Source organism: Nocardioides daejeonensis (assembly GCF_003194585.1).
Classification (GTDB): Bacteria; Actinomycetota; Actinomycetes; order Propionibacteriales; family Nocardioidaceae; genus Nocardioides; species Nocardioides daejeonensis.
In genome coordinates this window covers 178,915-201,127 of the sequence record NZ_QHKZ01000003.1, presented here as the reverse complement: position 1 = coordinate 201,127, position 22,213 = coordinate 178,915, and the positions used below count along the sequence as shown (strand labels likewise).

Sequence of the window (22,213 nt, the reverse complement as noted above, 5' to 3'; positions counted from 1 at the left end):
AACGGGGCTGTGGGCACGTCGCTGCCCGACGACGTTGCTACCGGAAGATCCGCCAGATCTGGCCGGAGGCGCTCGCCTCGCCCGCGAACCCGGTGGAGGGAGAGACCGAGAACGCGTTGACGTAGACCTTCTTGCCCTGCACAGCGACGCCGGCCGGGAACGGCACCGCGATGCTGGTGCGCTTGCCGTTGGGCTTGACCCGGACCACGCGTCCCGGGAAGCAGGTGGGGATCTGATCGAAGCTGCAGTCCCCGCCGAAGAGCTCGGAGACATACAGCGTGCCGTCCTTGGCCACCGCGACACCAGTGACGGTGGTGAACCCCTTCCAGGACCTCAGCGGCTTGCCCGTGCGGCTGTAACGCCAGACCCGGGCCTTGCCGGGCAGCTCCGAGTGCAGCTCGCCGACGTAGACCTTCCCGTCCGGGCCCTCGGTGAGCGTGGTGGGTACGGCGTCGACCTTCTTTCCGTACTCCTTCATCTTCGCCCAGACCCGCACTTTGCCCTTGCGGTCGACCTTGGCGATGTAGTCGCCGGCAGCGTCGGCCACCAGGAGCCTGTCCTTGCCGAGGGCGAGCACGGCGTAGGGGTTGCTCTCGACGCCCTCGCCGTCGACGTCGTGCGCGAACTCGTAGGCGGAGACGTCGGCCAGGACCTTCGTGCCTCCGCTCCTGGTCGTGCGCAGCAGCTTGCCGGACTGCTTGCCCGAGACGCCGTCGGGGAACATCTCCGGCGGGCCCCAGGTGATGATCGAGTAGACGGTCGAGCCGACCTTCGCCGCACCGTCGCTGCCGACGGCGAACGAGCCGTCAGGCCCGGCCGCGGAGAGCAGGTCGCTCATCACGGTGCGCCGCCTGCCCCGGGCGTCCACCACGCTGACCCGTCCGGTGTTGCCCACGCACTGCACCTCCTCGCCCTCGCCGACGCAGGCCGAGGGGTCGCTCGCGCCGTGGCCAGCTTCGGCGACCAGCAGCTTGCCGCCGGGCAGCGCCGTGAGCTGGCGCGGGTTGTCGAGCCCGGACACCACCACGCTGTGCCGGGGTCGCGCCGCGGATGCTGCCGACGGATCGCCGGGTGCCGCCGTACTCTGGGTCGACAGGGCGAGCGCACCGGCCAAGCCGACGGCCACGACGCCCACAGGACCGCTGCGGGTCCACTGCTTCTTCTTCACTTCTCCACCTCCAACCGGGCCCGGATCGGCCCTGCCCGTCGACGCTAGGCGCGCGGGCCGGCGGCCAACATGCCCTCTCTTGGGGATCCTGCGTCGGGACCGCGCCCAACCATGCCGGGGCACGTGTCCCAGGCTGTCCTGGCCGTCACGGCCCGGAGTTCGGGCCGTCCGGTCCGCCTCGGCTGCGGTAGCCGGCTCGACCCACCGTGCGTTCTGCGATGATCGGCGGGTGACTACCACCGAGCCCGGCGTCCTGGTGTTGGCCGCCACCCCGATCGGGCGGGTCGAGGACGCCTCCGCGCGTCTGGCCGCGGAGCTTGCGTCGGCCGACCTGGTGGCCGCGGAGGACACCCGCCGCCTCCGCCGGCTCTGCGGTGAGCTGGGGGTGACCCCGACTGGTCGCGTGGTCTCCTACTTCGAGGGCAACGAGTCCGCCCGTACGCCGTCGCTCGTCGAGGCGCTCCTGGAGGGCGAGCGGGTGCTGCTGGTCACCGATGCGGGGATGCCCAGCGTCTCGGACCCGGGCTTCAGGCTGGTCGCGGCCGCGGTCGTCCACGACATCACGGTCACCTCGGTGCCCGGTCCCAGCGCGGTGCTGTCTGCCCTGGCTGTCAGTGGCCTTCCGGTCGACCGCTTCTGCTTCGAGGGCTTCTTGCCGCGCAAGCAGGGTGAGCGGGCCCGCCGGCTCGCGGAGCTGGTGAAGGAGCTGCGCACGATGGTCTTCTTCGAGGCGCCGCACCGCACGGAGGCGACGCTCGCCGCGATGGCGGAGGCGTTCGGCGGCGGGCGCCAGGGCGCCGTCTGCCGCGAGCTCACGAAGACCCACGAAGAGGTACGCCGCGGCACGCTGAGCGAGCTCACCGCGTGGGCGGGCGACGGCGTACGCGGTGAGGTCACCCTCGTTGTCAGCGGCGCCGAGCCCGTCGCGGAGGTGGGAGACGACCCTGAGGAGTGGCGCCGCCTGGTCGCCGAGCTCACCGAGGACGGCCTGCGCAGCAAGGACGCGATCGCCGAGGTGGCACGTCGCGCGGGTGTGCCCAAGCGCGAGGTCTACGACGCCGTACACAAGGATAGGTAGTGACGACATGACTGATCGGATCGACAGCTTCACCCGTGCCGGCCTCACGTTCGGCGTGATCGACGCGGGTCCGGTCGACGGCGCCCCGGTGGTGCTCCTGCACGGCTTCCCGCAGCGGGCGACCTCGTGGAGCAAGGTCTCCGAGCACCTGCACGCGGCCGGGATGCGCACCTATGCCCCCGACCAGCGCGGCTACTCGCCCGGAGCCAGGCCTCGGGGACGGCGTCCTTACCGCGTCGAGGAACTGCGCGACGACATCGTCGCACTGGTGGAGCGGATCGGCAGCCCCGTCCACCTCGTCGGGCACGACTGGGGATCGGTGGTCGCCTGGGCGGTCGCGGCCGAGCGCCCTGACCTCGTCAGCTCGCTGACCGCCGTCTCGGTGCCGCATCCCGGTGCCTTCCTGGCTTCGATGGTGCGCAGCACCCAGGCGCTGAAGTCCTGGTACATGCTGCTCTTCAACGTCCCCAAGGTCGTCGAGACGGCGGCGGTGCGACGCCCCGCGCTCATGGAGGGGGCGTTGCGCCGTGCCGGGATGACGCGCGAGATGGTTGCCACCTTCCGTGAGGAGATCGTCGCGGACGGAGCGCTGCGCGGTGGGCTGGGGTGGTATCGCGCACTGCCGCTCAGCGATCTGCGGACCGGCAGCCGGAAGGTGAAGGTGCCGACCACCCTGGTCTGGAGCACGGGGGACATCGCGCTGGGCCGCAAGGGCGCCGAGCTCACGGAGCGCTACGTCACCGGTCCTTACCGGCTGGAGGTCCTGGAGGGAGTCAGCCACTGGATCCCCGACGAGGAGCCGGCGCGACTCGCACAGGCCATCATCGCCCGGGCCGGCGGCGCGTGACCGCTCCACGGCGGCGCTCGGAGGTGGCGGAGAACGGCGGCCGGCGCGACCTGTCCCGACCCCCCACGCCCGAGCCGCTTCCGCATCCGGTGACCGACAACCACTGCCACCTCGACATCGGCGACGGTGACGGCGAGGTCGGTGTCGCTGAAGCCCTCGCCGCCGCGACGGCAGTGGGCGTGCACCGGATCGTGCAGGTCGGATGTGACCTGCCCGGTGCCCGCTGGGCGGTGCAGGCGGCCGAGCGGCATCCGGAGCTTGTCGCCGCCGTTGCGCTGCACCCCAACGAGGCGCCGCGCCTCGCCGCTACCGGCGAGCTGGATGCGGCACTGGCCGAGATCGAGGAGCTCGCCGGACGGGACGTCGTACGCGCGGTGGGGGAGACCGGCCTCGACTACTTCAGGACCGGCCCCGAGGGTCGTGGCGTGCAGGAGGAGTCGTTCCGCGAGCACATCGGGATCGCGAAGAGGCTGGGCAAGACGCTGACCATCCACGACCGCGACGCGCATGAGGACGTGCTGCGGATCGTGCTCGACGAAGGCGCCCCGGAGCACTGGGTGATGCACTGCTTCAGCGGCGACGCCGACTTCGCGCGCCGGTGTCTCGACGCTGGAGCCCACCTGAGCTTCGCCGGCACCGTCACCTTCAAGAACGCCGCCCCGTTGCGGGAGGCGCTGGCGATCACCCCGGTCGACCGGATGCTGGTCGAGACCGATGCGCCGTTCCTGACTCCGCACCCTTTCCGCGGCCGCCCCAACGCGCCCTACCTGGTGCCGCTGACCGTGCGGGTGATGAGCGACGTCGCCGGGGTCGACCTGGCCGAGCTCTGTCGGGCGATCGAGGCGAACACCACGCGCGTCTACGGCAACTGGTAGCCGCCCCGCCGCCGAGTTCGCGCAAACGAAGGGTCGAGTTCGCGCAAACGACAGGTTGAGTTGCGCTCGAGGTGCAATATGCGCGCACTCGGGGTGCAATATGCGCGCACTCGGGGTGCAATATGCGCGCACTCGGGGTGCAATATGCGCGTACTCGAGGTGTGAAACGCGCGTAGTCGACGGGGTGGGGCTCGTGCCTGCTTGCGGGCGCTCACCAACCCCGATCTGCTTGCTTTTGCAAGCAGATTAGCTAGCAAGTGAGCGTGAGCCCGATCTCGTCGGCTTGCACGGAGCAAGCAGGCCCGCCTAGGGTCGACGACTGTTGGCCGGGATCGGCATGCTTCACCTGCCTCCAGCACCGCCCCTACCGGGGTGCCGCTGAAGGCCCCGAGGCCCGGGAATTTCTACGTCTGGAGACTTGTGCGCGCACAACTCGCACGCCTCACCAAGAGCAAGCCCCTTCTCTTCACCCTCGTCGCAGCAGTCCTGCTGGCCGTGGTCGGCACGACCGCCGGGTACGCCTCGCTCAACAAAGAGGTCAACCTGAGCGTTGACGGCGAGTCGCGCACGGTCTCGACGATGGGATCCACGGTCGGCGACGTGCTGGAGAGCGAAGGCATCGATGTCACGGAGCGTGACATCGTCCTCCCGGGCCTGGACGAGAAGATCAGCGACGGCACCAGGATCGCCGTGAAGTTCGCGCGTCCCCTGGAGTTGACGGTCGACGGCAAGCAGGCCACCTACTGGGTGACCTCGACCGACGTGAACAGTGCGCTCGCCGAGGTGGGCCGCCGTTACGCCGGTGCCGACCTCTCCACGAGCCGCAGCACGAGCATCGGTCGTGACGGCCTGGCGCTCGAGGTGGCCACTCCGAAGAAGCTGACCATCAAGTTCGGCGCCCGCGACAAGGTGGTCAAGGAGGTCGCGGGTCTCACCGTGGCCGACGTGCTCGAGAAGCTCGAGCTGGAGGTCGACAAGGACGACATCGTCAAGCCCAGGCTCGGCGCCACTCTCGAAGAGGGCGACAGCATCACCGTCACGAAGGTGCGGATCGTGAAGCGGGATGTTGCCGGCGAGCAGGTCCCGTTCCAGACGGTCGAGCGGAAGGACGCGTCGATGTACACCGATGAGTCCACGACGCTCACCGAGGGACGCACGGGCCTGCGCGATGTGACCTACCGCCTCGTCTTCCACAACGGCGAGCTGCAGGTGCGCAAGGTCGTCGACCAGACGGTGCGGCGCAAGTCGGTCGACAAGGTCGTCAAGGTAGGCACCAAGGAGCGTCCGGCGACGACCAACTACGCACCGGGCAACACCGTGTGGGACCGGCTCGCACAGTGCGAGTCCGGCGGCAACTGGGCAGCCAACACCGGCAACGGCTACTACGGCGGTCTCCAGTTCAGTGCCTCCACCTGGCGCGCGGTCGGCGGCAGTGGGCTGCCGCACCAGGCGAGCCGCGCCGAGCAGATCAAGCGTGGCTCGATCCTGCAGCAGCGCTCGGGCTGGGGCCAGTGGCCTGCTTGCTCCGCGGCCCTCGGCCTGCGCTGACCTCTCACCCCTCGCGACGTCCTGCCACTTGGCTGCTCCGGCAGCCAGTTGGCAGGACGTCGTGCGTTGGGGAGGTGAGCGCCACCGAATCGGGGCAGTCGGCGTCGGCCCGATACCCTGAGCCCATGCCCGAGACGTCTGCCGAGCCCCGACTCCTGGGGCCGGCAGACGTCCGTGCCCTGGCAGCCGAGCTCGACCTGCGTCCCACCAAGCAGCGGGGGCAGAACTTCGTCATCGATCCCAACACCGTCCGCCGCATCGTGCGCGACTCGGGAATCGGCCCGGCGGACGTCGTGGTCGAGGTGGGGCCGGGGCTCGGCTCGCTCACGCTGGCGCTGCTGGGGGCGGCCGCACAGGTGGTGGCGATCGAGATCGACGAGACCCTTGCCTCGCGCTTGCCGCGCACCATCGGCGAGTACGCCGGCGCCCGGGCCGACCAATTCTCTCTCGTTCGTGCCGACGCGCTGCGCGTCACCGAGGTCCCCGGCCCGCCGCCGACCGCCCTGGTCGCCAACCTGCCCTACAACGTCTCGGTCCCGGTGCTGTTGCACCTGCTCGCCCTGCTGCCCTCGCTGGAGCGGGGACTGGTGATGGTGCAGGCCGAGGTCGCCGACCGGCTCGCCGCCCGCCCCGGCTCCAAGGTGTACGGCGTCCCTTCGGTCAAGGCTGCCTGGTTCGCCGACGTGCGCCGCGCGGGCGCGGTCGGTCGCAACGTCTTCTGGCCGGCGCCCAACGTCGACTCGGGGCTGGTGGCGTGGACACGGCGTACCTCCGTGCCGTCGGAGCGGGTGAGCCGGGAGCAGGTGTTCGCCGTGGTCGACGCGGCCTTCGCGCAGCGGCGCAAGACGCTGCGAGCCACGCTCAGGCCGCTGGCCGGCGGCACCGAGGCGATCGAGTCGGCGCTGAGCGCGGCCGGCGTGGATCCGCAGCTGCGTGGCGAGGCCCTGGGTCTGGACGCGTTCGTGGCGATCACCGAGGGGCTCGTCGCCGGTGGCTGGGGTGCCGATGGCTGAGGTGACCGTGCAGGCGCCCGCCAAGATCAATCTGCACCTCGGGGTCGGTCCGGTGCGCGCCGACGGCTTCCACCCGCTGGCGACCGCCTATCAGGCGATCTCGCTGACCTCGCGGGTCACCGCGCGCGATGCCTCGGCATGGAGCCTGACCTGCGTCGGACACGACGGGGTCGACGTCGCCGAGGTGCCGCTCGACGACTCTAACCTGGCACTGCGCGCCGCCCGCCTGTTGGGGGAGCGGGTCGGTACGGGCCGGCCGGTCGCCCTCCACCTCGACAAGGGCATTCCGGTGGCCGGTGGCTTGGCCGGCGGTTCGGCCGATGCCGCTGCGACCCTGCTTGCCTGCGCCACGCTGTGGCAGGTCGACGCCGATGCCGCGGACCTGATCGGCCTGGCCGGTGAGCTGGGCTCCGATGTGCCCTTCGGGCTCGTCGGCGGTACGGCGGCTGGCCATGGGCGCGGCGAGCTGGTGACGCCGATCCACGACACGGGTCGCTATGACTGGGTGGTGCTCACCTTCGACTTCGGTGTGTCGACACCGGCCGCCTACGCCGAGTTCGACCGGGTCCATGCCGGGGCCGAGATCGCCGATCCGGAGATCCCGGCTGCCCTCACCCGGGCCCTGGAGCATGGATCGGCTCCCGAGCTGGCTGCGGCGTTGGGCAACGATCTGCACCCGGCAACGCTGCGGTTGCGGCCCGAACTGGGCGAGCCACTGCGGGCCGGGCTCGACGCCTCCGCCCTGGCGGCCCTCATCTCCGGCTCCGGACCCACCTGTCTCTTCCTGGCCGAGGACCCCGACCATGCCGAGCGGGTGGCGGCCGCACTGACGTCGTACGGTCGGGCCCGCATCGCCTATGGCCCCGTCCCTGGAGCTGAACTGATCTGATGGTCAACCTGGTCAACCTGGAGAAGGTGTCGAAGTCCTACGGCATCCGTCCGTTGCTCAGCGAGGTGTCGTTGGGCATCGCGGTGGGGGAGCGGATCGGCATCGTCGGGCGTAACGGCGACGGCAAGACGACCCTGCTGGAGGTGCTGACCGGCATCGAGGAGCCCGACAGCGGGCGGGTCTCGCGCACCCGCGACCTGCGGGTCGGCTACCTGCACCAGGGCGACGAGCTGGTCGACAGTCACTCGGTGCGCGAGGCCGTGCTGCGCGGCAAGGCCGACCACGAGTGGGCCGGTGAGCAGTCCACGCGTGAGATCGTCGAGGAGCTGCTGACCGGGATCGACCTCGACCGTCCGGTGCTCGGTCTCTCCGGCGGCGAGCGGCGGCGCTGCTCACTGGCCGCACTGCTGCTCGACGAGCACGATCTGGTGATCCTCGATGAGCCCACGAACCACCTCGATGTGGAGGCGGTCACCTGGCTGGCGAGCCACCTGGTCGGGCTCTCGTCCGCGCTGGTCGTGGTGACCCACGATCGCTGGTTCCTCGATGCGGTCTGCCATCGCACGTGGGAGGTGCACGACGGACTCGTGGACTCCTACGACGGCGGCTACGCGGCGTTCGTGCTGGCCAAGGCCGAGCGGCAGCGCCAGGCAGCCGCCTCGGAGGTACGCCGCCAGAACCTGGTGCGCAAGGAGCTCGCCTGGCTCCGCCGCGGTGCTCCGGCGCGGACGTCGAAACCCAAGTTCCGCATCGACGCCGCCAACGCCTTGATCGAGGACGTGCCGCCGCCGCGAGACCGGATGGAGCTGCAGAAGTTCGCCACTCAGCGTCTGGGCAAGGACGTGCTCGATGTCGAGGACGTCGACCTGAGCCGTGGCGAGCGGCAGCTGCTCGATCACGCCACCTGGCGGATCGGCCCGGGCGATCGGATCGGGATCGTCGGTGTCAACGGGGCCGGCAAGTCCTCGGTGCTCAACCTGCTCGCCCATCGGATCGAGCCCGACCACGGGCGGGTCAAGCACGGCCGCACGGTCGCTCTCGCCCACCTGACGCAGCAGATCGACGAGGTGGACCCGCAAGCACGGGTGCTGGCCACGATCGAGTCGATCAGCCGGATCACCCGCACCGCGGACGGCGACATCAGCGCCACGTCGATGCTGGAGCGGTTCGGCTTCACGGGTGACCGACTGACCGCCCGACTCGGTGACCTCTCCGGTGGCGAGCGGCGACGATTCCAGCTGCTGAAGCTGTTGCTGGAGGAGCCGAACGTGCTCCTCCTCGACGAGCCCACCAACGACCTCGACATCGAGACGCTCAACGTGCTCGAGGACTTCCTCGATGCCTGGCCCGGCACCCTGATCGTGGTCTCGCACGACCGCTACTTCCTGGAGCGGGTCACCGACTCGGTGTGGGCGCTGCTCGGCGACGGGCAGATCTCCATGCTCCCCGGCGGCGTCGACGAGTACCTCGTCCGGCGGGAGCGCTCGAGGAGCGAGCCGGAGCCTGTCTCCGGGTCAGGTGGTCCGGGCCTCCCTGCGCCCGATGCCGACTCGCGCGACGCCGGTGCGCCCGCACAGGCCACGAGGGCCAAGCCTGGCTCCGCCGAGGAGCGCGCGGCGAAGAAGGCGGTCAACCGCATCGACAAGCGTCTGGCGAAGATCGCCGAGCAGGTCGAGGCGATCAATGCCGAGATCGCCCTCCACGCCCAGGACTACGAGCGGCTCGCCGAGCTGTCGGCACGGCTCGAACCGCTGCAGGCCGAGCGTGACGAGCTGGAGCTGGAGTGGCTCGAGGCCGCCGAGCTCCTGGAGTAAGCGCTCGCTCCAGGGGCGGCGGGCCGCCGGGGTGGTCGCGCTCCGCGCGTGCCGGCGTACGGCGCCAGGTCAGGTCGAGCCGCGGCTGCGAAGACCAAGACGGCCACGAGCGGGAAAACTCGCTGGCCCCGTCGCGGCGCGCGGCGGAGACTGGAGAGGTGAAGCTGACCGAGGACTCGTTCCGCGCCCTGGCCCGATCGTCGCCGTGGCGTTGGCGGAGCGTGCACTTCACCCGTAGGGGAGGCGAGGAGGAGACGGTCGAGGCATGGGTCACCCGCCCGGGACGGATGGTGGTGGTCGATGCCGGCGGTCGGCGCCACGAGGTCGTCGAGAACGCCGGTGAGGGGCGAGCGATCTTCGTCAGCGGACCGGGTCCGGTGCCGCAGCCGCAGTGGCTGACCCCCCAGCAGACCGAGCCCGTACGCCGCCTCGATGGCCTGGTCGCCCACCGCCCGGACGACCTGACGGTCTGCTACGACGATCCGATGTGGCAGGACTACCAATGGGTGGCGATGCTCGATCCGGTCGAGCTCAGCGAGCACACGATCGTCACGGACCTGCGCGACGGCGAGCATCGTGGCCGCCCGGCCTGGCGCGCCGTGGTGGCGGCGGCCGACGGCTACGAACCTCGCTGTGGCTGCTGCCCTCTGCTCTGGGGCGAGATCTCCGAGCGTGACGAGGCAGCGGGGGGTGGGACGACCTGGCGTGACCACGATCCGCAGGTCGTCTACCCGATCGCCTACGAGGTCGCCCTCGACCTGCAGACCGGGATCGTCGTCGAGCTCACGCCGATCGGCGGCTCGCGCTCCTCCCACACGCTTGACGTGGAGGTGCACGACGCGCGCTGATGACGCCCGTTCGAGCGGGTCAGCGACTCACCGCGTGCACAGGAAGCGCGGCGAGAGCAGGGCGGGCCGCGCATCGACCGTGGTGTCGGTGCGGCTCAGCTCGACCCGCATCCGCTGGACGTTCCTGAGACTCAGGTTGACCTTTGCCGTGGTGAACAACGCGGAGAGGTCTCTCGTGTAGGCGACAGCGCCATCGAGCGTGATCCGCACCTGACCCGTGGCACCGGTTGCGGACTCGTCGTCCAAGCCGACGCGTCCCTCGAGCTTCCGGCACTGGCGGTAGAGGTTGAACTCGCCAACGGTGGTCACGTAGTCGGAGTAGAACCGCGAGCTGAGCATCGAGCCCGGGTAGGCCACGTTGTCGACCTTGGCGGAGGTGTTGCGCCAGCGGTAGTCGGTCGAGGCGACCCGGCCCTTCGAGAAGGTGGTGAAGTCCTCCCATGCGTTCACCGCCACCGCCACCTTGGGCGAGGTGATCGTGCCGTGCTTCTTCGTCTTCTTGATCACGGCACGGTAGGTGCGGGCGGTGGCCGTGGTGGGCTTGTCCTTGAAGGCGAAGGCACCCTTCTTGGTGACCTTCGTCGTCGCTTCGGTCTTCCAAGCCCTTGTGCCGATCCGCTTCTGAAGGGCGACGGTGTCGCCCTTGGCGACCTTCGCCGGCTTCACCTTGCCCTTGAAGGTGATCTTCTTGCCGAGGTTGACGTCGCTCTTGTCCACCTTGAGGGTGAGTGCAGGCTTCGCTCGCTCTTGCGCGGGTGCGCCGGGCGGGGCGGTCGCCGCTGGACCGGCGCTCACCAGGATCGGTGCGGCGAGCACCGAGAAACTGACCAGGAACGTTCCGAGGCGACGCATGCGGATCCCCCTGACGATGAAGTCGACGCCAACCTTCAGTGTCACATGGCCGGGTGAGAACGTCAGGAGAACGGCGTCATCAGCCGGCGCAGGAGGCCTGCCAGCTGCCGGCGGTCCTTGGCGGGAAGCTCGGCAAGGAGGTCACGCTCCGCGGCGACCAGGGCCTCGAACGCGCCGTCGACAGCCTCGCGGCCGTCGGGGGTCAGGCGCACGAGCACGCCTCGCCGGTCGTTCGGGTCGGGGAGGCGCTCCACGAAGCCACGGCCGGTGAGCCGGTCGACTCGGTTGGTCATCGTGCCCGAGGTCACCAGCGTCTCCCTGATCAGCCGGCCGGGGGAGAGCTCGTAGTCTCCGCCGGCCCGGCGCAGGGCGGCCAGCACGTCGAACTCCCACAGCTCGATGTCGTGGTCGGCGAAGGCCTTGCGGCGGGCAAGGTCGAGCAGCCGGGCAAGGCGGGAGATCCTGCTGAACACCTCGACCGGGGCGAGGTCGAGGTCGGAACGTTCCCGGGTCCATGCCTCGACGAGATCATCGACTTCGTCACGCACAGGCACATGCTAGCGGATCCGTCGAGAATCTTGACATCGAGACAATGCCTTGAGACCGTTATCTTGATATCAAGATAATTAGGGAGAGTGATGAAGATGCACACCTGGGACCCCCGTCACTACCTCGGCTACGCGGACGAGCGCGGCCGCCCCTTCTTCGACCTTCTGGCCCGGGTCGGCTGCGAGGCGCCGGAGCGGATCGCCGATCTCGGCTGCGGTCCGGGCAACCTCACGGTGGCGCTCGCCGAGCGGTGGCCCCGAGCGGAGGTGCTCGGCGTGGACAGCAGCGCCGAGATGATCGCCGCTGCGCCGAGCCACCCACGTGTCCGCTTCGAGGTCGGCGACCTCCGGGCGTGGGCCGCGGCGTCCGACTCGGTCGACCTCCTGGTGAGCAACGCGACCCTGCAATGGGTGCCGGGCCACCTCGCCCTCCTGCCCGAGTTGGCGCGGCGGGTGCGCGCCGGCGGATGGCTTGCGATGCAGGTGCCGGGCAACTTCTCCGAACCCAGCCATGCGCTGCGCAGTGAGCTGGCCGCGGAGGCGCCGTACGCCGAGCACGTGAGGGAGGTCGCCGTGCCGAGCGCGCACGATCCGGTGGACTACCTGAGGGTGTTGGCGCCGCTCGGCTTCGAGGTCGATGCCTGGGAGACCACCTACCTGCATGTGCTGCGCGGCCGTGACGCGGTCTTCGACTGGGTGACCGGCACGGGGGCCCGGCCCACTCTCCAGGCGCTTCCGGAGGGCTTGCGCGAGCAGTTCGCAGCCGAGTTCCGCGTGCGGTTGGCGCAGGCCTACCCGGAGACCGACCTCGGGGTGCTGCTGCCGTTCCGCCGCGTCTTCGTCGTCGCGAGGAGGGGCTGATGCGGCTCCACCACGTGCAGGTCTCCTGCCCTCCTGGCGGTGAGGAGATCGCCCGACGCTTCTGGGTCGACGGGATGGGGCTCGTCGAGGTCACCAAGCCGGCGGCGCTCGCGTCCCGAGGCGGGGTGTGGTTCCGCGCTTCCGATGGTGCGGAGATCCATGTAGGGGTCGAGGCCGACTTCCGGCCGGCAACCAAGGCGCACCCGGCGCTGGTGGTGGACGACCGCGCGACGCTCGCCGCGATCGCGGATCGACTGGAGTCGCTGGGCTTCTCGCCGGATCAGCGAGAGCGGCGCACCTTCGAGGGGCACCTGCGCTTCCATGTCGCAGACGGTCACGGCAACCGGGTCGAGGTGCTCGCTCCGGCCGGTTGAGCGACTTCTGCGGTGGTGTTGTCGGAAGCCTGCGTCACCGCACGTCCCTAGAGCTGCGGCTTCTGCTCCAGACCGGAGAGGCCGTTCCAGGCGAGGTTGACGATGTGGGCCGCGACCATCTCGCGCGCCGGCCGGCGGTTGGCGCTGAGCCACCACTGGCCCGTGGTGCCGACCATGCCTACCAGCATCTGGGCATACATCGGCGCGGCCTTCGGGTCGAAGCCGCGTGACTTGAACTGGTCGACCAGGATGCCCTCGACGCGGCGGGTGGTGTCTCCGATGATCGACTGGAAGCTGGCGCCCTGGCTGCCGATCGGGGAGTCGCGCACCAGGATCCGGAAGCCCTCGGGGTGCTCCTCGATGTAGCCCAGGAGGGCCAGTGCGGCCTGCTCGAGCAGCTGACGTGAGGTCCCCTCGGTGAGCGCCCCGCGGATGAGGGAGAGCAGGAGGGTGACCTCGCGGTCGACCACGACGGCGTACAGGCCCTCCTTGCCGCCGAAGTGCTCGTAGACGACGGGCTTGGAGACCTCTGCGCGATTGGCGATCTCCTCGACCGCCGTGCCGTCGAAGCCGCGCTCGGCGAAGAGATGGCGCGCGATCTCGATCAGCTGCTCGCGGCGCTCGGCCGCGGTCATCCGGCTGCGTCCGGGGCTCCGCTTCTGGTTGCTGGCCACGGCGCGACCCTCTCCGGTCCTGGTCAGGAGCCGGGCTGGTTGGCGACCAGTCGGCTCTGGATCCGCTCCTGCACGGGCCAGCGGACGTCCTTGGCCCACCCGGCCTTCTCGAAGAGCCAGATCAGGCGTGCCGAGGTGTCCAGCTGCCCGCGGAGTACGCCGTGGCGTGCGCAGGTGGGGTCGGCGTGGTGGAGGTTGTGCCAGGACTCGCCCATCGACGGGATCGCCAGCCACCAGACGTTGGAGGACTTGTCGCGCGAGACGAAGGGCCGCTCGCCGATGGTGTGGCAGATCGAGTTGATCGACCAGGTCACGTGGTGCAGCAGGCCGATCCGCACGATCGAGCCCCAGAAGAAGGCCGTCAAAGCGCCCTGCCACGACCAGGTGACGAGCGCGCCGAGCACGGCCGGGAGGAGCAGGGAGATCAGCGTCCACAGCCAGAAGAGCCGGCTGATCCGCACGATGTCCTTGTCCTTGAGCAGGTCGGGGGCGTACTTGTGCTGAGGGGTCTGCTCCGGGTCGAAGAGCCACATCATGTGGGCGTGCAGCATCCCCTTGGCCAGGTCGCGCATGCGCGTGCCGTACTTCCAGGGCGAATGCGGGTCGCCGTCGCGGTCGGAGAACTTGTGGTGCTTGCGATGGTCGGCGACCCAGCGCACGACCGGGCCCTCGATCGCCATCGATCCGGCGATCGCGAGACCGATCTTCACGCCGCGGTTCGGCTTGAACGACTTGTGCGTGAAGAGCCGGTGGTAGCCGACGGTGATGCCGTGGCCGGTGAGGAAGTACATGACCGTCGCGATGACGACATCGCTCCAACCGAGCCAGCCGCCCCAGGCGATCGGGATCGCGGCGAAGAAGGCCAGGAACGGCACCAGGATGAAGAGAGCGAGCGCGAAGCGTTCCATCCCCGACTGGGTCTCCCCGCCGCGGGTTCCGCTCAGCACCGGCTCGTCCAGGGTCGCTGTCATCAGGCTCCTTGCCACTCGATCCGGCGCCGTACTCCACCGGGTTCCTACCGAACCGTAGGTTACGGCACCGTAGGTGGGCCAGTCCGTGATGCCGGACACGTGGGTGGGCAACGTGGTTACTCGCCGGTAGCATCTACCCATGTCAACGATCCTGAACCTCTGGACCAAGGCCAACCTGGTGCCCTTCGGCAACAAGGCCTTCTCGCTGGCGTTCTCGCAGAAGGCGCCGTACTTCGCCACGATCCGCCCCACCTTCACCGAGCTGCGGCCCAACTACGCCGAGCTGGTCATCCCGAAGCGACGTGCGGTTCACAACCACATCGGCACCGTGCATGCGATCGCGCTCTGCAACGGGCTCGAGGCCGCGATGGGTGCCCTGGCCGAAGTGACGATCCCGTCCGACAAGCGGTGGATCCCCAAGGGGATGGACATCTCCTACACCGCCAAGGCCACTAGTGACATCACCTGCATAGCCGAGACCGACCAGGCGCAGTGGGACGGCGACGATCCCGATCTGCACGTGCGGGTGAAGGGCGTCCGTGATGACGGCACCGTCGTCATCGAGGGTGTCATCAAGCTGTGGGTGACGCCGAAGCCCGCTCGCTCCTGACGGCCGTCACCCGGCGCGTGCTCCAAGCGCAGCTGTTGTGCTGAGCTGCGTGCGATACTCGCGCCGTGGTGCGCAGGCGAGCAGGGTCGACGGTGCGGGAGGTCGCTGCTGTCGAGCTCGTCACGCGCGACCTCGTCGGGGTGGCTCTGCGCAGCGTCGAGGACCTTGAGGTCTCGCTGCCGCAGCTCCGGTTGCTGCGTCTGCTGTACGAGGCCGGCGAGCTCGGTGCGACCAGATGTGCCCAGGAGCTCGGCATCGCTGCCTCGTCGGTGACGCGCCTGGCCGACCGCCTTGCCGCTTCCGGGCATCTTGCCCGCGAGACCGACCCGGGCAACCGGAGTGCGGTCGTGTTGTCGCTGACCGAAGCCGGCCGGACGCTTGTGCGCGAGGTTGCCGAGCGGCGTCGCGGCCTGCTTGGCGACGCCCTCGACCGCCTCGACCCTGGGTTGCGCAGCCGGTGCGTGGAGGCGCTGGAGGTGCTGCACGACGTACTCGCCGTCGCCGAGGATCCCCGGGTCCCGTTCTAGGGGGCCGCTGATCGGTCTCGCCTGCCGCGCGCTGCGACGCGGCACGTCGCCTGTGCCGCGACCTCGGGTCCGTCCGATGCGGCGGAGCCCAGAATTGCCAAGGGCAAGACTTGCATTGCGCAAGACAAGGGCGCACCATGTTCTTGACTTTCTCAAGAAACGGGGGCGGCAGTGCGCGACGTGGAGGACCGGTTGCGTGCTGGTGGTCTGCGTGTGACGAAGCCCCGTCTCGCGGTCTGGGAGGAGTTGGTCGAGCGGCCGCACGCGGACGTCGAAGAGCTCGCCACCGGCGTACGACGGCGGATCGGTGCCGTCTCGACGCAGGCGATCTACGACGTCGTGCACGCCCTGACGGACGCTGGGCTGCTGCGCCGCGTCGAGCCAGCCGGTTCTCCGGCCCGCTTCGAGATCGAGACCGGCGACAACCACCACCACCTGGTGTGCCGTGCCTGCGCGGCCATCGTCGACGTGCCCTGCGCCATCGGCACCGCGCCGTGTCTCGAGGCCAGGAGCGATGAGGGCTATGCCATCGATGAGGCAGAGGTCACCTACTGGGGACTCTGCGCCTCCTGTCGGACGACGCCCCCGGGCTGAGTCACGAACCGCCCACGCCACCTGTTGATCGACCAGAAACGGAGCAGATATGTCCATCGCCACGCCCGACCGCGCCAGCATCCAGGGCCCGCAGAAGCTCGGCCCGCTGACCTGGCTCGTCGGCGACTGGGAGGGTGACCTCGGAGTCGACCTCTCGTACCACAACCAGGACGACGAGACGGGTCATACGACCTACTTCGAGAAGGCCAGCTTCAAGCCGATCCCGGTGCAGGAGAACGGTCAGCAGACGCTGTGGGGGCTCAACTACTCGATGACCGCCTGGCGCCACGGTGAGGAGGCGATGGACCCCTTCCACGACGAGATCGGCTTCCTGCTCTGGGACAAGATCAACAGCCAGGTCATCCGCACCGTGGTCTTCGGTCGCGGCATCGCCATCCAGGCCGGCAGCACCGCGAGCATCGGCGACCGCACCCTGCACTTCAACGCGAGGCCCGGTGACCCGTGCTACGGCATCCTGCAGAACAAGTACTTGATGGAGCGGGCCGAGATCAAGGACTTCACCAGCAGTTTCACCCTCAACGACGACGGCACCCTCGGCTACACCTCCGACCTGCTGCTGCGACTTGCCGCCACCGGTACCGAGATGCACCACACCGACATCAACACGCTGAGCCGGGTCAAGCGGTACCACCCCGGCGCCGAGCACGCCTGAGACGTCGGTCGCGGGGAGCGACGCCTGCTCAGCGCCCCAGCTGCCGGACCATCCACGCGGCAGCGGCCGTGCTGGCGAAGGCCGCGGAGTTGGTCGGGGAGTGGTTGGCCGGCCAGCGTCCGACCGTCACCGGGTTGCCCTGCCGGCGGTACGTCGTCGCCAGCTCCTCCGTGAACGGGAACGGAGCGACGGTGTCCAGCACGCCGAGGTCCAGTCGGACCGGGAGTGCCGGGCGGAGATGGAGCCGTCGTACGTCGTGCTGGGCCAGCCAGGTCGCCAGCTCTCGCACCGTACGCCGCCCCGCCGCGCCGGGCGCCGTCACCTGAGCGGGCGCCAGGCCGCCCCAGGAGTCGGTTCGGGAGAGCTCGGCGAGGCAGCGCCGCTCGAGATGCGGCCAGAGGGCGCGGGCGGCCGGGGAGAGACCCTCGGTCAGGAGGCGCTTCTCGAACTCCGGATCGGTCGCGCTCATCCCTTTGAGCATCAGTGCGGCCAGTGCCACGAGCTCGCCGATCACCGGGCCGCCCAGGGGAGTCGGCGACAGCAGGTTCAGCAGCGTCTCCATCCGGGTCACCGGTGTGAAGGCGGAGACGCCCATCAACCGCATGCCCGGGACCAGGCGTGACTGTGCTGCCACGTGCAGGGCGCCTACCGCACCCTCGCTGTGACCGGAGACGACCCAGCGGTCGCCGACGAGGCGGGGGCGGTCGGTGCGCAGGGCGCGCAGCATGTCGACCATGGCACGTGCCAGCGACGGGCCGTGCAGGTAGGGATGTGGCCCGGGTGCGCCCAGTCCCTCGTAGTCCGGCCGCAGCACGAGCACGCCCGCGGCGAGAAGCGCGCGGGTGGTGTCGTCGCCCTGCTCCAGCTTCTGCTTCTCGGGATGATCCGGCGTGCCTCGCGTCGGGGCGCAGCTGTCGGCCGCGCCGGTGGTCATGTGGCCGTAGACCACCACGGGCCAGCCGCCTTGCGGACGCCTTCCCTTCGGGACCAGCACCAGGCCGGTCGCGGGCCGGACGCGAGCGTCGACGGTTCGGGTGCTGTAGCGCAGCACGAACGCCCGCCGGGCGCCCGCCAGCTGGCTGGTCTCGCCGGCGGCGGAGATCTTGATGGTGCGCCCCGGCTGCTTCGGCCGGGCCGCGTCCGCCGGGTCGATCGCGGTGACGCTGACGGTGAGGGAGGCGACCAGTGCGGCCGCGACCAGGCGGGCGACGGTGCCCATCACAGCAGTCCGGGCAGCGGAGGTAGGAAGCCGATGCCGGAGGACCGGGTGGCCTCGAAGGCGTCGATGAGGTCGCGCTGGGCGAGCAACATCGGTCGCAGCTCGGGACGGTCGATGGCGCGCAGGTCGTCGATCTCGTCGTACAGGTAGACGGGGCCTGCGATCAGACTGATCGTCGGAACGCCCGCGCTCTGGACGAACGAGGCGTCGGTAGGCAGCGTGAGCGGCTGGAAGAGGGTGCCGTTGAGGATCGTCGTCCCTCGCAGGTCTCGGGCGAGGATGATCCGGGCCAGCTCGGCCTTGAGTGGCAGCGAGACGTTCTCGAAGAAGCCCCGCGGCTCGGTCTGCTTGGTGAAGACCAGCTCGCCGTTCTTCACCACCGCCTTCTTGGCGATGTGCTCGATCGTGGTGTTGGCGACGATCCGGTAGGGCGACCTCGGGTTCTTGACGTACTTGTCGACGAAGCCCATATGGGCCTGGTAGCCGGTGAAGTGGGTGTCGAAGGTGGTGAACATCAGTGTCTTGCTGCGTCGCTGACCGGTCCGGGCGAGGGCGCCGTAGTAGTCGGCGAGTGCGACTACCTCGGCGACGCCGCTGGCATCCTCGACCGCACCCGGGCCGAGCGAGTCGTGGTGGCTCTGGACCTGGATCGTGTCCGGGGACCGGCCGTTCAGGACGCCCATGGGGGTCCGCGCGACCACCTTCTTGCGGACTGTCGTGAGTCGCATCGTGGCGCGCGGGGTGCGCGCCAGCAGCGTACGCAAGCGGACCGCCTCGCGCTTGGTGATCCACATGCCCGGGATCTTCATCGGCGTCCGGCGGTAGTACTCGTTGTAGTACTTGTTGGAGTCGAAGTAGTCGGCCAGTACGCCGATCATGCCGACCGCACCCTTGGCCTGCAGTGACTTGATGCTGCTCGACAGCGACGTGATGTAGGGGTTCTTCGTCAACATGGTCTGAGCGTCGAGCGTCTCCCGATCGGGATCGTGGACGAACTCGATGAACGGCACCATCGCTGCCAGCGGCATCTGGAACTTCAGGTCGACGACCGCGATCTTGCCGCGGACGTCGGCGTTCGGGTCCTTGGTGAGGTCGACGACCGGAGCGGTGAGCCCTTGGGTGCCCAGCGTCCGGGTGCCGGTGGCGGTCGGCCCGTCGATCATCGAGAAGCCGATCGGATGGACGTCGAGCGCGGTCCCCGCTACGGAGAGCCCGTGTCCCTTGGCGCGCCACGAGTACGAGACGTTCTTCTCGATCCAGACCTTGTCGAGCCCGGCCGCGCGGAAGCGTCGAGCGACGTACCGGGCCGCTCGCTTGCCGCCCTTGGTGCCGGTGGCGCGTGGCGCCATGCCGACGAGATCCTTGATCGTGCGCATCATCTGCCCGCGGCTCTGCAGCAGGTCGTCGCGGGCGTTGACGGAGCCGGCGATGCGCGTCGAGCCCGGTGTGATCTGGGGAGACGTCTCCAGGGAGCGGGCGGCACCGAGGGCGCCGGGACCGAGCGTGCAGAGCAGGCCGAGGGCAAGGGCGGCGGCCACGCGGCCGAGGTGGGGGGAGCGGGTGTGCGGCATCGGTGACCTCCTCGAGTCATAGAAGTAACGTTCGTTACGGGGATCGGTTACGCCGCCCGCTAGGCTGCCGCCGTGAAGCGCGGTGGGCAGGTGGCGAGGGTCCGCGAGGGCGTCTTCTTCGCGACTCCGGAGCCGTTGCCGCGCGGTCGCCACGGCCTCACCCGCGACCAGGTGAGGGAGTCGCAGCGAGAGCGCCTGCTTATCGCGATGACCGAGCTGCTTGCCGACGCCGGCGTCGGAGGAGTGGGGCCGGCGGAGGTGGCACGCCGGGCCGGCGTCTCCCTGGCTGCCTTCTACGACTGCTTCCCGGGCAAGGAGGACTGCGTCTTCGCCGGCTACGACCGCTTCATCGCGGTCCTGCTCCAGCAGATGCTGGCGGTCGACGCAAGCGGCCTTGATCGGCCGGCGCTGGTCCGGTCGATGCTGGGCGCCTATCTCGACACCTTGCGCTCGGACCTGGTCGTCGCTCGTGCCTATCAGGTGGAGATCGACGGGCTCGGCGCGCGTGCCCGCGCGCAGCGCAGGGAGTCGCTCCTGCTCTTCGCCCGCCACATCCGTGAGGTCGCCGATGGCTTGGAGGGCGGCTCCGCACGCGCGCTTCCCGAGAGTGCCTACATCGGCATGGTGTACGCCGCCCGCCAGCTCGCCTCCGACGCGCTCGACGTGGAGCCAGCCCCGGACTTCGCCACCCTCACGGCTGAGCTGACGGTCTGGCTCGCCGATACCTTCCGGGAGCAATGAGTCCGGGGGTCAGCTGGCCGGCGGCCAGCGCGGTCAGCGCCAGGGCGAAGCCGGTGACCTGCAGTGCGTCGAGCCGCTCGCCCGCGAAGGCGACGCCCAGGATCGCGGCGACCAGGGGTGAGAGGAGCACCAGGAGCGCGGTCGCGGTGACCGGTAGACGCCGGAGGCCGTCGAACCAGAGCGTGTAGGCCACCAAGCCGCCCGCCAGCCCCAGCCAGGTGTATCCGGCCAGCGCTGCCGTGTCGACGCGCCCCGGCGCTCCCTCGAAGAGCAGGGCGAGCGGAAGAAGGAAGAGCCCGCCGGCGGTGAGCTGCCAGCCGGCGAAGCCGACCGGCCCGACCTCGGCCGGCCGGCCCCAGCGCTTGGTGAGCACGATGCCGAGGCCGACCACCGAGGTGCCGAGCACGCCTGTGGCGAGGCCGACGGCGTCGAAGCCTGCGCCCGGGCCGAGGGTGACCAGGCCGACGCCGACCACGCCGACCAGTCCCCAGGCGAGCCGCCAGTGCGAGGGGCGCTCGGCCAGCAGCGCGACGGCGAGGAGGGCAACGACGATCGGCTGGACGGCGCCCAGCGTCGCGGCCACGCCCCCGGGAAGACGTTGAGCGGTGACGAACAGCAGCGGGAAGAAGAGCCCGATGTTGAGGATCCCCAGCACGGCCGCCTTCCACCACCACCCGCCGCGGGGCAGGGTCCGGGCGATCAGCAGCGCCACGAGACCCGCAGGAAGCGCTCGCAGCAGGGCGGCGAAGAGCGGGTGCCCGGGTGGAAGGAGCTCGGTGGTGACGAGGTACGTCGTCCCCCAGGTCGCCGGCGCCAGGGCGGTGAGCAGCGTGTGCGCCGGCCGATGTGCGGCTGCGCTGGGTCGGAGAGGGCGGTTGATGGTCACGAGTCCACTGTGGGGTCGCGAGAACCATGAGTCCAACGCATGGTTTTCATAGCATTGATCGTGATGCACGATTGATAGATGGAACTGCGACAGCTCAGGTACGTGCTGGCCGTTGCCGAGACCCGGAGCTTCACGCGGGCTGCCGAGCGGTGCTTCGTCGTGCAGTCGGCGCTCAGCCACCAGGTGCAGGCGCTCGAACGGGAGCTGGGCGTCCGGCTCTTCGCCCGCACCAGCAGGCGGGTGGAGCTCACTGCCGCGGGTGCGGCGTTCCTGCCCGCTGCCCGGGCGAGCGTCGAGGCAGCCGCCCGCGCGGCTGCCGACGCGCATGCGGCGGCCGGCCGGATCAGCGGCACCCTGACGATCGGCCTCATCCCCACCGTCACGGCGCTCGACGTGCCCGCCACGCTGAGGAGCTTCCTCCACCGCCATCCGGAGGTCAGGATCTCGGTGCGCAGCGGTGGCAGCCTCGAGTTCACCGAGGCGATCGGTGCCGGGGAGGTCGACGTCGCCGTGCTCGGGTTGCACGAGTCCCAGCCACCCCGGCACGTCGCGACCACCGAGCTGGCCCGCGGCCGCCACGTCGCGGTCCTGGGGCGGCGCCACCGCCTCGCCCGGCGCCGCAGACTGGACCTTGCGGAGCTCGCCGCCGAGCCTTTCGCCGACTTCCCCGCCCGGCTGCCGGGGCGCCTGCAGAGCGATGTCGCCTTCGAAGCGGCCGGTCTCACCCGCGAGGTGCGCTTCGAGGCGATGACCGCGAGCCTGATGCTGGATCTGGTCCGGGCCGGGCTGGCGGTCGCACTCCTGCCCAAGGCCGTCGTGCCGGAGGACCCCGAGCTCGTGACGGTCGCCGTCCGCGGCGGCCCCACGAGGATCGAGTACCTGGCGTGGAGTCCGTTCAACCCCTCGCCGGCGACCACCGCCCTCCTCGAGGTCGTCCACGAGCGGCTGGACGCCCGTCCTCGGCAAGGCGACGGTCCGGGACCGTCCGGCTCGCCGGCGTAGCAGCGGCCCGCCCGTAGCCGCGTGGTTGCG

General features: G+C 70.1%; 24 protein-coding genes. 16 read left to right on the top strand and 8 right to left on the bottom strand.

Annotated features, from left to right (window positions below; translation table 11 throughout):
• Positions 1-37: 37 nt before the first annotated feature.
• Positions 38-1,168: a ScyD/ScyE family protein gene (locus tag DNK54_RS09090; protein ID WP_162602374.1), complete on the bottom strand. Its 1,131-nt coding sequence runs from the start codon at positions 1,166-1,168 to the stop codon at positions 38-40.
• A gap of 229 nt (positions 1,169-1,397) precedes the next feature.
• Here DNK54_RS09090 and rsmI point away from each other — a divergent pair, with 229 nt between their 5' ends.
• The 8 genes from rsmI to DNK54_RS09050 all read left to right on the top strand — a co-directional run bounded on the left by rsmI (position 1,398) and on the right by DNK54_RS09050 (position 10,080).
• Entirely contained in the window at positions 1,398-2,246 is an 849-nt protein-coding gene (gene rsmI / locus DNK54_RS09085; RefSeq protein ID WP_110207026.1) for a 16S rRNA (cytidine(1402)-2'-O)-methyltransferase, read from the top strand.
• A 7-nt stretch (positions 2,247-2,253) separates the two neighbouring features.
• On the top strand, positions 2,254-3,093 hold the full coding sequence (locus tag DNK54_RS09080) for an alpha/beta fold hydrolase (protein WP_110206656.1): 840 nt from the start codon (positions 2,254-2,256) through the stop codon (positions 3,091-3,093).
• Positions 3,090-3,968 carry a TatD family hydrolase gene (locus DNK54_RS09075; RefSeq protein ID WP_110206655.1) on the top strand — a complete coding sequence of 293 codons (879 nt, stop codon included), beginning with the start codon at positions 3,090-3,092 and terminating at the stop codon, positions 3,966-3,968. The genes DNK54_RS09080 and DNK54_RS09075 overlap by 4 nt, the downstream gene beginning before the upstream one ends.
• Positions 3,969-4,388: 420 nt before the next feature.
• Positions 4,389-5,516 (top strand): resuscitation-promoting factor, encoded by a 1,128-nt coding sequence (locus DNK54_RS21690; protein ID WP_110206654.1) that lies wholly within the window; start codon positions 4,389-4,391, stop codon positions 5,514-5,516.
• A 125-nt stretch (positions 5,517-5,641) separates the two neighbouring features.
• The gene (gene rsmA, locus DNK54_RS09065) at positions 5,642-6,529 is read left to right on the top strand and encodes a 16S rRNA (adenine(1518)-N(6)/adenine(1519)-N(6))-dimethyltransferase RsmA (RefSeq protein ID WP_110206653.1); all 888 of its coding nucleotides are present in this window, start codon (positions 5,642-5,644) and stop codon (positions 6,527-6,529) included.
• Positions 6,522-7,418, top strand: a complete 897-nt coding sequence (locus DNK54_RS09060) for a 4-(cytidine 5'-diphospho)-2-C-methyl-D-erythritol kinase (RefSeq protein ID WP_110207025.1) — start codon at positions 6,522-6,524, stop codon at positions 7,416-7,418. The genes rsmA and DNK54_RS09060 overlap by 8 nt, the downstream gene beginning before the upstream one ends.
• Positions 7,418-9,232: an ABC-F family ATP-binding cassette domain-containing protein gene (locus DNK54_RS09055; protein ID WP_110206652.1), complete on the top strand. Its 1,815-nt coding sequence runs from the start codon at positions 7,418-7,420 to the stop codon at positions 9,230-9,232. The genes DNK54_RS09060 and DNK54_RS09055 overlap by 1 nt, the downstream gene beginning before the upstream one ends.
• Before the next feature lie 158 nt (positions 9,233-9,390).
• Positions 9,391-10,080 (top strand): hypothetical protein, encoded by a 690-nt coding sequence (locus DNK54_RS09050; protein WP_110206651.1) that lies wholly within the window; start codon positions 9,391-9,393, stop codon positions 10,078-10,080.
• 27 nt (positions 10,081-10,107) lie between these two features.
• On the opposite strand, the gene DNK54_RS09045 is transcribed toward DNK54_RS09050, so the two are convergent.
• Positions 10,108-10,932: an NPCBM/NEW2 domain-containing protein gene (locus DNK54_RS09045; protein WP_162602373.1), complete on the bottom strand. Its 825-nt coding sequence runs from the start codon at positions 10,930-10,932 to the stop codon at positions 10,108-10,110.
• A 62-nt stretch (positions 10,933-10,994) separates the two neighbouring features.
• Positions 10,995-11,480, bottom strand: coding sequence for a MarR family winged helix-turn-helix transcriptional regulator (locus tag DNK54_RS09040; protein ID WP_110206649.1), 486 nt, complete (start codon positions 11,478-11,480; stop codon positions 10,995-10,997).
• A 90-nt stretch (positions 11,481-11,570) separates the two neighbouring features.
• Between DNK54_RS09040 and DNK54_RS09035 the strand changes: the two genes are divergently transcribed.
• Together DNK54_RS09035 and DNK54_RS09030 are read left to right on the top strand one after the other, a co-directional pair.
• Complete coding sequence (locus DNK54_RS09035; protein ID WP_338036275.1) at positions 11,571-12,341, top strand: methyltransferase domain-containing protein; 771 nt, start codon at positions 11,571-11,573, stop codon at positions 12,339-12,341.
• Positions 12,341-12,715 carry a VOC family protein gene (locus DNK54_RS09030; RefSeq protein ID WP_110206648.1) on the top strand — a complete coding sequence of 125 codons (375 nt, stop codon included), beginning with the start codon at positions 12,341-12,343 and terminating at the stop codon, positions 12,713-12,715. The genes DNK54_RS09035 and DNK54_RS09030 overlap by 1 nt, the downstream gene beginning before the upstream one ends.
• Positions 12,716-12,762: 47 nt before the next feature.
• Here DNK54_RS09030 and DNK54_RS09025 read toward each other — a convergent pair whose 3' ends face one another.
• Together DNK54_RS09025 and DNK54_RS09020 are read right to left on the bottom strand one after the other, a co-directional pair.
• Positions 12,763-13,389 (bottom strand): TetR/AcrR family transcriptional regulator, encoded by a 627-nt coding sequence (locus DNK54_RS09025; RefSeq protein WP_338036274.1) that lies wholly within the window; start codon positions 13,387-13,389, stop codon positions 12,763-12,765.
• A gap of 23 nt (positions 13,390-13,412) precedes the next feature.
• Positions 13,413-14,360 carry an acyl-CoA desaturase gene (locus DNK54_RS09020; RefSeq protein WP_110206647.1) on the bottom strand — a complete coding sequence of 316 codons (948 nt, stop codon included), beginning with the start codon at positions 14,358-14,360 and terminating at the stop codon, positions 13,413-13,415.
• Positions 14,361-14,499: 139 nt separating this feature from the next.
• Between DNK54_RS09020 and DNK54_RS09015 the strand changes: the two genes are divergently transcribed.
• The 4 genes from DNK54_RS09015 to DNK54_RS09000 all read left to right on the top strand — a co-directional run bounded on the left by DNK54_RS09015 (position 14,500) and on the right by DNK54_RS09000 (position 16,764).
• On the top strand, positions 14,500-14,970 hold the full coding sequence (locus tag DNK54_RS09015) for a hotdog fold domain-containing protein (RefSeq protein WP_110206646.1): 471 nt from the start codon (positions 14,500-14,502) through the stop codon (positions 14,968-14,970).
• 65 nt (positions 14,971-15,035) lie between these two features.
• Complete coding sequence (locus tag DNK54_RS09010; protein ID WP_204164490.1) at positions 15,036-15,497, top strand: MarR family winged helix-turn-helix transcriptional regulator; 462 nt, start codon at positions 15,036-15,038, stop codon at positions 15,495-15,497.
• 213 nt (positions 15,498-15,710) lie between these two features.
• Positions 15,711-16,091, top strand: coding sequence for a Fur family transcriptional regulator (locus tag DNK54_RS09005; RefSeq protein ID WP_275426255.1), 381 nt, complete (start codon positions 15,711-15,713; stop codon positions 16,089-16,091).
• Between the two features lie 49 nt (positions 16,092-16,140).
• The gene (locus tag DNK54_RS09000) at positions 16,141-16,764 is read left to right on the top strand and encodes a heme-binding beta-barrel domain-containing protein (protein WP_110206643.1); all 624 of its coding nucleotides are present in this window, start codon (positions 16,141-16,143) and stop codon (positions 16,762-16,764) included.
• Between the two features lie 28 nt (positions 16,765-16,792).
• On the opposite strand, the gene DNK54_RS08995 is transcribed toward DNK54_RS09000, so the two are convergent.
• Together DNK54_RS08995 and DNK54_RS08990 are read right to left on the bottom strand one after the other, a co-directional pair.
• Positions 16,793-17,983 carry a lipase family protein gene (locus DNK54_RS08995; protein WP_110206642.1) on the bottom strand — a complete coding sequence of 397 codons (1,191 nt, stop codon included), beginning with the start codon at positions 17,981-17,983 and terminating at the stop codon, positions 16,793-16,795.
• Positions 17,983-19,554, bottom strand: coding sequence for a M28 family peptidase (locus DNK54_RS08990; protein ID WP_110206641.1), 1,572 nt, complete (start codon positions 19,552-19,554; stop codon positions 17,983-17,985). Before DNK54_RS08990 ends, DNK54_RS08995 begins: the two co-directional genes overlap by 1 nt.
• 72 nt (positions 19,555-19,626) lie before the next feature.
• On the opposite strand from DNK54_RS08990, the gene DNK54_RS08985 reads away from it, so the two are divergent.
• Positions 19,627-20,295 (top strand): TetR/AcrR family transcriptional regulator, encoded by a 669-nt coding sequence (locus DNK54_RS08985; RefSeq protein WP_110206640.1) that lies wholly within the window; start codon positions 19,627-19,629, stop codon positions 20,293-20,295.
• On the opposite strand, the gene DNK54_RS08980 is transcribed toward DNK54_RS08985, so the two are convergent.
• Positions 20,246-21,181 carry an EamA family transporter gene (locus DNK54_RS08980; RefSeq protein ID WP_110206639.1) on the bottom strand — a complete coding sequence of 312 codons (936 nt, stop codon included), beginning with the start codon at positions 21,179-21,181 and terminating at the stop codon, positions 20,246-20,248. The two genes, DNK54_RS08985 and DNK54_RS08980, sit on opposite strands and share 50 nt — an antisense overlap.
• Positions 21,182-21,259: 78 nt before the next feature.
• Between DNK54_RS08980 and DNK54_RS08975 the strand changes: the two genes are divergently transcribed.
• The gene (locus DNK54_RS08975; RefSeq protein WP_110206638.1) at positions 21,260-22,183 is read left to right on the top strand and encodes a LysR family transcriptional regulator; all 924 of its coding nucleotides are present in this window, start codon (positions 21,260-21,262) and stop codon (positions 22,181-22,183) included.
• Positions 22,184-22,213: the final 30 nt, after the last annotated feature.